Source organism: Nocardioides sp. (genome assembly GCF_036503465.1).
Lineage (GTDB): Bacteria > Actinomycetota > Actinomycetes > Propionibacteriales > Nocardioidaceae > Nocardioides.
In genome coordinates this window covers 1-11,351 of sequence record NZ_DASXWU010000087.1, presented here as the reverse complement: position 1 = coordinate 11,351, position 11,351 = coordinate 1, and the positions used below count along the sequence as shown (strand labels likewise).

Here is an 11,351-nt window from a genome sequence, read left to right as displayed (position 1 = left end):
CGTCGAGCGCCGCGGCGGTCTGCATGGGCGCAGCGTAGGTAAGTTGTTGATCTTCCGCTGTCGGGTGAACGACGGACAAATCGACATCAGCCCGGCTCGATCACCAGCCGCGTGCGCGCCACTCCGCGAGGTGCGGCCGCTCGGCGCCGAGCGTCGAGTCGTTGCCGTGCCCGGGGTAGAACCAGGTCTCGTCGGGGAGCCGGTCGAACACCTTGGTGGACACGTCGTCGATCAGTGACCGGAAGGCGGAGGAGTCGCCGAACGTGTTGCCCACGCCGCCGGGGAAGAGGCTGTCGCCGGTCCACAGGTGCGGCGCCCCGTCTGGGTCGTCGTACACCAGGGCGATCGAGCCGGGCGTGTGCCCGACCAGGTGGATGACCGACAGCCGGCAGTCGCCGAAGCGGACCTCGTCGGCGTCGGACAGCCGGTCGGTGACGACCACGCCGGTCTGCTCGGTGATGGCATCGGCATCTGGCGAGCCCGCGTAGACCCGGGCCCCGGTCGCCTCGACGACGTCGGCGAGCGCGCGGTGGTGGTCCCAGTGCTGGTGGGTCGTGACGACGCCGGCCAGCCCGCCCTCGCCGATCACCTGGCGCAGCACCGGGGCATCGGCGGCCGCGTCGACGAGCAGCTGCTCGTCGGTGTTGCGGCAGCGCAGCAGATAGGCGTTGTTGTGCATCTTGGGGTCCACGGCCACCTTGGTGATGACCAGCTGGGCCAGCTCGCGGGTGTCGGGGGGACCGCCCGGGGTCACTTCGCCGGTGTACGTCGCCATGCGCCGATCCTAGGGAGCACGCCGCTGGCGGTGCTCAGCCCCTCGCCGGAGCCGCGGCCGACCAGCCACCAGCCGAGGTCGACGCCGGAGCCCGCGACGACCGGTTCGTCCGCGCCGAGCTGCCAGGTCTTGCCGAGGTCGGTGGCGCTGATCTTGAAGTCGTCGGTGTCCGGGTTCGCGGCCTGGTCGGTGGTGACCGCGTCGAGCAGCTCGATGCAGAAGTCGCGCGGCCAGTCGGTGTGCCGGTAGCCGCACCGGAGGTCGGCGTGGTGGATCTCGACCTCGCGGCGCCGGGTCGCCGGCAGCGCGAGGACCGGGAACGACGGGCCGCCGGGGACGCGGTCGATGCTCCCGGTCCAGTCGTCGTCGGAGAGCGCCGCGAGCGCGTCGCGCAGCCGCTCGCCCGCCGCGAACAGGCGCTCGCGGATGTCCGGAGGAGTAGCGGCCGCCAGCTCCTCGATGTCGGCGTCGCGCTTCTCGTTCGACTGGTACATCGCCCCGGGCTCGCCCCGGACCAGGTTGTCGAGCGCGCCGGCGAGTCCCTCCGCGTTCAGGGCGACGTGCGCGATGACGTGCGCGCGGCTCCAGCCTGGCAGGACCGAGGGCTCCGGCCACTGGTCGTCGGCGAGGGAATCAACCGTCCGCACCAGGCGTTGTTCCGAGTCGTGGAGGGCTGCGGCCGGGGAGGTCGTCATGGGCCCAGCATGGCGCAGCCGCACAGTCGAGCAAAAGGCTCGGTCCTCGTCGAGACCGGCGGCGTGCCGCCTTGCGGAATGACGTAGGATGAGCGAACACTTGTTCGAACTTCTCAGAACGACTTCGGGGACACACTAGTGACGGATCAGCTGGTCATCAGGGGTGCGCGCGAGCACAACCTCAAGGACGTCTCGCTCGACCTCCCGCGCGACTCGCTGATCGTCTTCACCGGCCTGTCCGGGTCCGGCAAGTCGAGCCTGGCGTTCGACACGATCTTCGCCGAGGGGCAGCGCCGCTACGTCGAGTCGCTGTCGGCGTACGCCCGCCAGTTCCTCGGCCAGATGGACAAGCCCGACGTCGACTTCATCGAGGGCCTCTCGCCCGCGGTCTCGATCGACCAGAAGTCGACGTCGAAGAACCCGCGCTCGACCGTCGGCACGATCACCGAGGTCTACGACTACCTCCGGCTGCTCTACGCGCGCGCCGGCCGCCCGCACTGCCCGACCTGCGGTGCGCCGATCGAGCGGCAGACGCCGCAGCAGATCGTCGACCGGGTGATGCAGCTGGACGAGGGCACCCGATTCCAGGTGCTGGCCCCGATCGTGCGCGGTCGCAAGGGGGAGTACGTCGAGCTCTTCCGCTCGCTGCAGTCACAGGGCTTCTCGCGTGCCCGTGTCGACGGCGAGACCGTCCAGCTGACCGAGATGATCGAGGGCAAGCCCCGCCTCGACAAGCAGCGGAAGCACACCATCGAGGTGGTCGTCGACCGGCTCTCCGCCAAGCCCAGCTCCAAGCGCCGCCTCACCGACTCGGTCGAGACCGCGCTCAACCTCGCCAGCGGGCTCGTCGTCTTCGACCTGGTCGACCTGGGCAAGAAGGACCCCGGCAAGGAGCTGAAGTTCTCCGAGCGGATGGCCTGCCCCAACGAGCACCCGATCGAGACCGACGACCTCGAGCCGCGGTCGTTCTCGTTCAACTCGCCGTTCGGCGCCTGCCCGGAGTGCCACGGCCTCGGCACCCGGATGGAGGTCGACCCCGACCTGGTGGTCACCGACCCGGCCGCGACCCTGGGCGAGGGCGTCGTGCAGCCCTGGTCCGGAGCCCACGTCGCCGACTACTTCCTGCGGCTGCTCGGTGCGCTCGGCGACGAGCTCGGCTTCGACCTGGACACCCCGTGGGAGGACCTGCCCGCCAAGGCACGCAAGGCGATCCTCGAGGGGCACCCGACCAAGGTGCACGTGCGGCACCGCAACCGCTACGGCCGGGAGCGGTCCTACTACACCAACTTCGAGGGCGTCCGGCCCTACATCGAGCGGCGCCACCGCGAGGCCGAGTCCGACACCAGCCGGGAGCGGTTCGAGGGCTACATGCGCGAGGTGCCCTGCCCGGCGTGCCACGGCAGCCGCCTCAAGCCGGTGTCGATGGCGGTCACCATCTCGGGGAAGAGCATCGCCGAGGTGTGCGCGCTGCCGATCAACGAGACGGCCGAGTTCCTGCGCGACCTCGAGCTCAGCGCCCGTGAGCGACAGATCGCCGAGCGGGTGCTGAAGGAGATCCAGGAGCGGCTCCGCTTCCTGCTCGACGTCGGCCTCGACTACCTCTCCCTCGACCGGCCCTCCGCCACGCTGTCCGGCGGTGAGGCGCAGCGGATCCGGCTGGCCACCCAGATCGGCGCCGGCCTGGTCGGCGTGCTCTACGTGCTCGACGAGCCGTCGATCGGGCTGCACCAGCGCGACAACCACCGGCTGATCGAGACCCTGGTCCGGCTCAAGGACCTCGGGAACACGCTGATCGTCGTGGAGCACGACGAGGACACCATTCGCACCGCCGACTGGGTGGTCGACGTCGGCCCCGGCGCCGGCGAGCACGGCGGCCAGGTGGTGCACTCCGGCACGGTGAAGCAGCTGCTGAAGCACCGCGACTCCGAGACCGGCCTCTACCTGTCCGGACGCAAGCGGATCCCGGTGCCCGACGTGCGCCGCCCGCCGACGCCCGGCCGAGAGCTCACCGTGCACGGCGCCCGGGAGAACAACCTCCAGGACATCGACGTCACCTTCCCGCTCGGCTGCTTCGTCGCGGTGACCGGCGTCTCCGGGTCCGGGAAGTCGACCCTGGTCAACGACATCCTCTACACCTCGCTGGCCAAGCAGATCTACAACGCCCGCGCGGTCCCGGGCCGGCACCGCAAGATCAGCGGCGTGGACAACGTCGACAAGGTCATCCACGTCGACCAGTCGCCGATCGGCCGGACCCCGCGGTCCAACCCGGCCACCTACACCGGCGTCTTCGACCACGTCCGCAAGCTGTTCGCATCCACGCCCGAGGCGAAGATGCGCGGCTACCTGCAGGGCCGGTTCTCGTTCAACGTCAAGGGCGGCCGCTGCGAGGCCTGCGCCGGAGACGGCACGATCAAGATCGAGATGAACTTCCTGCCCGACGTCTACGTGCCCTGCGAGGTCTGCCACGGCGCCCGCTACAACCGCGAGACGCTCGAGGTGCACTACAAGGGCAAGACGATCGCCGAGGTCCTCGACATGCCGATCGAGGAGGCCCGCGACTTCTTCGCCGCAGTGCCGGCCATCGCGCGGCACATGGAGACGCTCTGCGAGGTGGGGCTCGGCTACGTCCGGCTCGGCCAGCCGGCGACGACGCTGTCCGGTGGTGAGGCACAGCGGGTCAAGCTGTCCAGCGAGCTGCAGAAGCGCTCGACCGGCCGCACCGTCTACGTGCTCGACGAGCCGACGACGGGGCTGCACTTCGAGGACATCCGCAAGCTCCTCGGCGTCCTGTCCAGCCTGGTCGACAAGGGCAACACGGTGCTGGTGATCGAGCACAACCTCGACGTGATCAAGACCTCCGACTGGATCATCGACATGGGTCCCGAGGGCGGGTCACGCGGGGGGATGGTGATCTCGGAGGGTACGCCGGAGCAGGTCGCGGCCGACCCCGACAGCTACACCGGGCAGTTCCTGGCTCCGCTGCTGGCCGGCGGTCGGAAGCCCTGAGGCGCCCTCCGAGCTGCGACGGTCCGGGCGCCCGCTGCCCCGAGGTCCCACAGCGAAAACTCAGATGCCCTGGCTAGCGTCGGGAGAACACCCGCGAACACCAGGAGCATCCCCGTGACCGACCCTGCCCTCACCCGGCGCCGCGCCCTGTCCGGAGCTGCCGTCGGCGGGCTGGGCCTGCCCCTGCTCACCGCGTGCGGGGGCGGAGCGGCGGGCGAAGAGGCCGGCTCCCCCCACGGCTCCCCGGGCGACGTGCTCGTGGCGACCGCAGACGTCCCGGTGGGCGGCGGCGTCGTCCTTCCTGACCACGACGTCGTCGTGACCCGTCCCGACCAGGGCACCTTCGAGGGCTTCTCGGCCGCGTGCACCCACCAGGGGTGCCTCCTGGCCGATGTGGCCGGTGGCACGATCAACTGCGGCTGCCACGGCAGCCAGTTCGCGATCACCGACGGTGCCAACGTGGCCGGTCCGAGCGGGTCGCCGGCGGGCTCGATCCCGCCGTTGCCGCGGGTAGCGGTCAAGGTCAAGGGGAAGAACGTCGTCTGGGCGTGACCGGACTGCCGTTCGGTCAGGCCGTCCCCGGAGGCCCGTAGGGTTGACGCCGTGGCAGACCCGGCGTCCTACCGCCCCAAGGCGGGGGAGATCCCGACGCAGCCGGGCGTCTACAAGTTCCGCGACGCCCGCGGACGCGTGATCTACGTCGGCAAGGCGAAGAACCTCCGCGCCCGGCTGTCGTCGTACTTCCAGGACATCGGCAACCTGCACTCGCGTCCGGCGGCGATGGTCACCTCGGCGGCAGGCGTCGAGTGGACGGTCGTCAACACCGAGGTGGAGGCGCTCCAGCTGGAGTACAGCTGGATCAAGGAGTTCGACCCGCGCTACAACGTGAAGTACCGCGACGACAAGTCCTACCCCTGGCTGGCGGTGACGGTCGGGGAGGAGTTCCCGCGGGTCATGGTCGGTCGCGGCGCCAAGAAGAAGGGCACGAAGTACTTCGGCCCGTACAGCCACGCCTGGGCGATCCGCGAGACCGTCGACCAGCTGCTGCGGGTCTTCCCGATGCGCTCCTGCTCGAACGGCGTCTTCAAGCGCTCCGGCCAGATCGGCCGCCCGTGCCTGCTCGGCTACATCGAGAAGTGCTCCGCTCCGTGTGTCGGCAACATCTCCGCCGACGACCACCGTGCGATCGTCGACGACTTCTGCGACTTCATGGCTGGCCACACCACCACGTTCGTCAAGCGCATCCGCGCCGAGATGTACGCCGCCTCCGACGAGCAGGACTACGAGCGCGCGGCACGGCTCCGCGACGACCTGGGCGCGATCGAGAAGGCCCTGGAGAAGCAGGCGGTGGTGCTCGGTGACGGCACCGACGCCGACGTCATCGCCCTCGCGGAGGACCCGCTCGAGGTCGCGGTGCAGATCTTCTACGTCCGCGGTGGCCGCATCCGCGGCCAGCGGGGCTGGGTCGCCGACCGCGTGGAGGAGGGCGGTACGCCGGAGCTGGTCGAGCAGTTCCTCCTCCAGCTGTACGCCGGCGCCGACGATGACGGCGTACCCCGCGAGATCCTGGTCCCGGCCCTGCCGGCCGAGCACGAGGTGTTCGAGGAGCTGCTGTCCGAGCGCCGGGGCAGCCGGGTGCGGATCCGGGTCCCGCAACGGGGCGACAAGCGCACGCTCCAGGAGACGGTCGCCCGCAATGCCGGCCAGGCGCTGATGATGCACAAGACGAAGCGGGGCACCGACCTCACGTCGCGCAACCAGGCGCTGGAGGAGATCCAGAAGGCGCTCGGGCTCGACGCGGCGCCGCTGCGGATCGAGTGCTACGACATCTCCAACCTCCAGGGCACCGAGGTCGTGGCCAGCATGGTGGTCTTCGAGGACGGGCTGCCCCGCAAGAGCGAGTACCGCCGGTTCGTGATCCGCGGCGTGGAGGGGCAGAACGACGTGGCCTCGATGCACGAGGTGATCACCCGACGATTCCGCCGGCTGCTCGACGAGCAGGCCCGCTCCACGGAGGTGGCCACGGAATCGGGTCCGATGCTCGTCGACCCCGAGACGGGTCGCCCCCGCAAGTTCGCCTATGCGCCCGGTCTGGTCGTGGTGGACGGAGGTCCGCCCCAGGTCGCGGCGGCGCAGGCCGCGATGCGTGAGCTGGGGGTCGTCGACATCCCGGTCTGCGGTCTTGCCAAGCGGCTCGAGGAGGTCTGGCTGCCCGAGCAGCAGGACCCGGTGATCTTCGCGCGTACCTCCGAGGGGCTCTACCTGCTCCAGCGGGTCCGCGACGAGGCCCACCGGTTCGCGATCACCCACCACCGGTCGCGGCGTTCGAAGTCGATGGTCGAGAGCATGCTCGACGACGTACCCGGGCTGGGGGAGGTACGCCGTCGGACCCTGGTCAAGCACTTCGGCTCGCTGAAGAAGCTGCGGGCCGCCGAGGTCGACGAGATCGCGCAGGTGCCCGGCATCGGCCCCCGCACGGCTGTGGCGATCAAGGATGCGGTCGACCGCGTGGGCGGTCACACTGGCCGTCAGACCGTGAACACCGCGACCGGAGAGATCCAGGAGGACTGATGGCCGAGTCGATGTCCGGGTCGATGGCCGGCCTGCCTCCGGAGCACAGCGGCGAGGTCGTCATCGTCACCGGGATGACCGGCGCCGGCCGCAGCACGGCCGCCAAGGAGCTCGAGGACCTCGGCTACTACGTGGTCGACAACCTCCCGCCGTCGCTCCTTCGCGACGTCGTCCGGCTCGTCGACGAGAGCCGTGGCACGAGCCAGCCTATCGCCGTGGTGGTCGACGTACGCTCCGGCGCGTTCTTCGAGTCCCTGCAGGCCAACCTCGCCCAGCACGCCGTGGGCCGCGACACGACGCTCCTCTTCCTGGACGCCACCGACGACGTGCTGGTACGCCGCCAGGAGGCCGCACGGCGGCCACACCCGCTCCAAGCGAGCGGCCGGCTCATCGACGGGCTCCACCGGGAGCGCACCGCCCTGGCCAACCTCCGGGCCAACGCCGACCTGGTGATCGACACCTCCGACCTCAACGTCCACCAGCTGACCGACCGGATCGCCGAGTCCTTCGGCACGCCCGACACGACCAGGCTCAAGGTCACCGCGATCAGCTTCGGCTTCAAGTACGGCATCCCGGTCGACGCCGACTTCGTCGCCGACATGCGGTTCCTGCCCAACCCCTACTGGGTGCCTCAGCTCCGCGGGCAGACCGGCCGCTCCGCCGAGGTCGCCGACTACGTCCTCGAGCAGGAGGGCGCGCGCGAGTTCGTCGACCGGTACGTCGATCTGCTCGCCGGCGTCGCCAAGGGCTATCTCCGCGAGGGCAAGCGCTTCATGTCGGTCGCCGTCGGCTGCACCGGCGGCAAGCACCGCAGCGTCGCCATGGCCGAGGAGATCGCCCGGCAGATGCGCGAGGCGGGATACGACGTGGGCACCCACCACCGCGACCTCGGGCGGGAGTGACGTGGATTCGACGTCTCCGCGGGTCCCCGCCCGGGTCACCGCTCTGGGCGGCGGACACGGCCTCCATGCGTCACTGTCCGCTCTCCGGCGACTGCCGCTGGAGCTCACCGCGGTGGTGACCGTGGCCGACGACGGCGGCTCGTCCGGCCGCCTGCGGTCGGAGTTCGGGGTACTGCCGCCCGGTGACCTGCGGATGGCCCTGGCGGCTCTCTGCGGCGACGACCAGTGGGGCGAGACCTGGGCGCGCGTGCTGCAGCACCGGTTCGCCGGCACCGGCGAGATGCGCGGCCACGTCACGGGCAACCTGCTGATCGTCAGCCTCTGGGAGCTGCTCGGCGACCACGTCGTGGCGCTCGAGTGGGTCGGCCGTCTGCTCGGCGCCCGCGGGCGGGTGCTGCCGATGGCGCTGACGCCGCTGGAGATCTCGGCCCAGGTCAGCGGCCTGTATCCCGACGACCCCGAGCGGCTGAGCACGGTCCGCGGCCAGGTCGCGGTGGCGACCTGCGAGGGCACGATCGAGGCAATCTCCTTGCTGCCCGAGGACCTCCGTGCCTGCCCGCAGGCGGTCGACGCCGTGCGCGAGGCCGACATGGTCGTGCTCGGCCCGGGGTCCTGGTTCACGTCGGTCCTGCCGCACCTGATGGTGCCGCCGCTCGCCCGGGCGCTGATCGAGACCGACGCCCACCGGGTGGTGGTGCTGAACGTCGCACCCCAGGACCCCGAGACCGACGGCTTCGCAGCGGTCGACCACCTCCGCGCGCTCCTCGACCACGCCCCGGACCTCGCTCTGGGCACCGTGCTGCTCGACCGGTCCGAGGCCGAGGACGCCCAGCAGACCGCCGAGCTCGAGGCGCTCGCGAGCAAGTGCGGAGCGCGGGTCGTGGTCGCGGACGTCGCCTGCGACGACGGATCCCCGCGGCACGACCCGGAGAAGCTGGCGGCGGCGTACGCCGGGATCCTGGCCGGCCTGTAACCGGCGTACGGGCCGAAAGTCCCGAGCAACGGCCTCGGGCCCGAGTGTCGTTGACGTACGTGGCAGGATCGGCGCCATGGCGATGACGGCGCAGGTGAAGGCGGAGATCGCCAACACCACCATCACCAAGACCTGCTGCCGCAAGGCCGAGGTGTCGACGATGCTGCGGTTCGCCGGTGGGCTCCACATTGTCAGCGGCAAGATCGTCGTCGAGGCCGAGCTCGACACCGGCGCCGCGGCCCGCCGGCTGCGCAAGGACATCGCCGAGGTGTTCGGGCACCAGAGCGACGTCGCGATGGTCCAGGCCAACGGCATCCGCAAGGACAGCCGGTACCTGGTACGCGTCGTCAAGGACGGCGAGGCGCTCGCCCGACAGACCGGCCTGCTCGACAACCGCGGACGGCCGGTGCGGGGGCTTCCCCCGGCCGTCGTCTCGGGAGGTGCCTGCGACGCGGTCGCCGCCTGGCGCGGTGCGTTCCTGGCGCACGGGTCTCTCACCGAGCCGGGGCGCTCGTCGTCCCTCGAGGTCACCTGTCCCGGCCCGGAGGCCGCCCTGGCACTCGTGGGTGTGGCCCGCCGGCTCGGCATCCCGGCGAAGGCGCGCGAGGTCCGCGGCGTCGACCGGGTCGTGATCCGCGACGGCGACGCGATCTCCCAGCTGCTCACCCGGCTCGGCGCCCACGAGGCGCTGATGGCCTGGGAGGAACGCCGGATGCGGCGCGAGGTGCGCGCCACCGCCAACCGGCTGGCCAACTTCGACGACGCCAACCTCCGCCGCTCCGCCCGGGCCGCCGTGGCTGCGGGCGCCCGCGTCCAGCGCGCCCTGGAGATCCTCGGCGACGAGGTGCCCGACCATCTCAAGCTGGCGGGCGGGCTTCGGCTGGAGCACAAGCAGGCCAGTCTCGAGGAGCTCGGCCAGCTCCACGACCCGGTGCTCACCAAGGACGCGATCGCCGGTCGCATCCGCCGTCTGCTGGCGATGGCGGACAAGCGCGCCGAGGAGCTCGGCGTACCCGACACGGAGGCCTCGCTCACCCCGGAGATGCTGGCCGAGGAGTGATCACGCCCCGCGGACTGAGCTTGCGAAGTCCGCGATCAGGGCGGGAGGTCGTCCTTCGAGACGCCTCGTCCCTCGGCTCCTCAGGAACCGGAGCGTCGGCTCGGACCCGAGGTACGAGGGGGCTGAGCGACGCGTCTCGAGACCCGGTGAGGGTGCCCGGGGCCCCGACCGAGGTGGTTTCGAGGCGCTCGCAGGGCTCGCTCCTCAACCGCCGGGAGGACGCTCGCAGGGCTCGCTCCTCAACCACCGGTAGGTCGGTCTCAGAGCGACCTCCTCAACCACCGGGCGCGATGTCAGGGTCGAATCGGCGAACGGTAGGGTCGACGTACCGAGACGGCCCACCATTTCCGTAGGAGCTTCCTGTGACCGTTCGAGTAGGCATCAACGGCTTCGGCCGGATCGGCCGCAACTTCTTCCGTGCCGTGCAGGCGTCCGACGCGGACGTCGAGGTCGTGGGCATCAACGACCTCGCGGCCAACGACATCCTGGCCCACTTCCTGCGCTACGACTCGATCCTCGGGCGCTACCCCGGCGAGATCGACTCGGACGAGAACTACCTCACCGTCGGCGGGACCAAGATCCACGCGACCGCGGAACGCGACCCGGCCAACCTGAGCTGGGGCGAGATCGGCGCGGACGTCGTCATCGAGTCCACCGGCTTCTTCACCAAGGCGGCCGACGCGCGCAAGCACATCGAGGCGGGCGCCAAGAAGGTGATCATCTCGGCACCGGCGACCGACGAGGACATCACGATCGTGATGGGCATCAACGACGGGGAGTACGACGCCGAGAAGCACCACGTGATCTCCAACGCCAGCTGCACCACGAACTGCCTGGCGCCGATGGCCAAGGTCCTCCTGGACACCTGGGGCATCGAGAAGGGCTTCATGACGACGGTGCACGCGTACACCACCGAGCAGCAGCTGCTCGACCAGATCGCGCTGACCCGCAAGGGCACCATCGACCTGCGCCGCGCCCGCTCGGCCCCGCAGTCGGTCATCCCGACCTCCACCGGCGCCGCCCGCGCCATCTCGGTGGTCATCCCCGAGGTCAAGGGCAAGCTGGACGGCTTCGCCTTCCGCGTGCCGGTCCCGGTCGGCTCGATCACCGACCTGACCGTCGACCTGTCCCGCGAGACCACCAAGGACGAGGTCAACGCGGCGTTCAAGAAGGCCGCCGAGGCCGGCCCGCTCAAGGGCTTCCTGAAGTACACCACCGACGAGATCGTCTCCGCGGACATCGTCACCGACCCGTCCTCCTGCATCTTCGACTCGAAGCTGACCCTGGTGCAGGGCAACCAGGTCAAGGTGGCCGGCTGGTACGACAACGAGTGGGGCTACTCGAACCGCCTCGTCGACCTGGTCAACCA

Annotated in this window: 9 protein-coding genes; 7 read left to right on the top strand and 2 right to left on the bottom strand. The window is 70.6% G+C overall.

Annotated elements, in window-relative coordinates:
- Positions 1–100: 100 nt before the first annotated feature.
- Positions 101–775 carry an MBL fold metallo-hydrolase gene (locus tag VGK78_RS15940; RefSeq protein WP_331528687.1) on the bottom strand — a complete coding sequence of 225 codons (675 nt, stop codon included), beginning with the start codon at positions 773–775 and terminating at the stop codon, positions 101–103.
- The gene (locus VGK78_RS15935) at positions 751–1,470 is read right to left on the bottom strand and encodes a maleylpyruvate isomerase family mycothiol-dependent enzyme (RefSeq protein WP_331528685.1); all 720 of its coding nucleotides are present in this window, start codon (positions 1,468–1,470) and stop codon (positions 751–753) included. The genes VGK78_RS15940 and VGK78_RS15935 overlap by 25 nt, the downstream gene beginning before the upstream one ends.
- 138 nt (positions 1,471–1,608) lie before the next feature.
- Between VGK78_RS15935 and uvrA the strand changes: the two genes are divergently transcribed.
- The 7 genes from uvrA to gap all read left to right on the top strand — a co-directional run.
- On the top strand, positions 1,609–4,476 hold the full coding sequence (uvrA, locus tag VGK78_RS15930; RefSeq protein WP_331528684.1) for an excinuclease ABC subunit UvrA: 2,868 nt from the start codon (positions 1,609–1,611) through the stop codon (positions 4,474–4,476).
- Positions 4,477–4,590: 114 nt separating this feature from the next.
- Positions 4,591–5,028, top strand: coding sequence for a Rieske (2Fe-2S) protein (locus tag VGK78_RS15925; RefSeq protein WP_331528683.1), 438 nt, complete (start codon positions 4,591–4,593; stop codon positions 5,026–5,028).
- A 51-nt stretch (positions 5,029–5,079) separates the two neighbouring features.
- Positions 5,080–7,047, top strand: coding sequence for an excinuclease ABC subunit UvrC (gene uvrC / locus VGK78_RS15920; protein WP_331528682.1), 1,968 nt, complete (start codon positions 5,080–5,082; stop codon positions 7,045–7,047).
- Positions 7,047–7,949 (top strand): RNase adapter RapZ, encoded by a 903-nt coding sequence (gene rapZ, locus VGK78_RS15915; protein ID WP_331528681.1) that lies wholly within the window; start codon positions 7,047–7,049, stop codon positions 7,947–7,949. The genes uvrC and rapZ overlap by 1 nt, the downstream gene beginning before the upstream one ends.
- Position 7,950: 1 nt before the next feature.
- Positions 7,951–8,922: a gluconeogenesis factor YvcK family protein gene (locus tag VGK78_RS15910; protein WP_331528680.1), complete on the top strand. Its 972-nt coding sequence runs from the start codon at positions 7,951–7,953 to the stop codon at positions 8,920–8,922.
- 76 nt (positions 8,923–8,998) lie between these two features.
- Positions 8,999–9,982, top strand: a complete 984-nt coding sequence (whiA, locus tag VGK78_RS15905) for a DNA-binding protein WhiA (RefSeq protein WP_331528679.1) — start codon at positions 8,999–9,001, stop codon at positions 9,980–9,982.
- Positions 9,983–10,344: 362 nt separating this feature from the next.
- Positions 10,345–11,351 (top strand): type I glyceraldehyde-3-phosphate dehydrogenase (gap, locus tag VGK78_RS15900; RefSeq protein WP_331528678.1); only part of this gene is annotated, 1,007 nt, incomplete at its 3' end.

Excerpts from the sequence above, each read along its gene's own strand:
- VGK78_RS15940 (WP_331528687.1), bottom strand. The coding sequence starts at position 775 with ATGGCGACGTACACCGGCGAAGTGACCCCGGGCGGTCCCCCCGACACC.
- VGK78_RS15935 (WP_331528685.1), bottom strand. The coding sequence starts at position 1,470 with ATGACGACCTCCCCGGCCGCAGCCCTCCACGACTCGGAACAACGCCTG.
- rapZ (WP_331528681.1), top strand. The coding sequence starts at position 7,047 with ATGGCCGAGTCGATGTCCGGGTCGATGGCCGGCCTGCCTCCGGAGCAC.
- whiA (WP_331528679.1), top strand. The coding sequence starts at position 8,999 with ATGGCGATGACGGCGCAGGTGAAGGCGGAGATCGCCAACACCACCATC.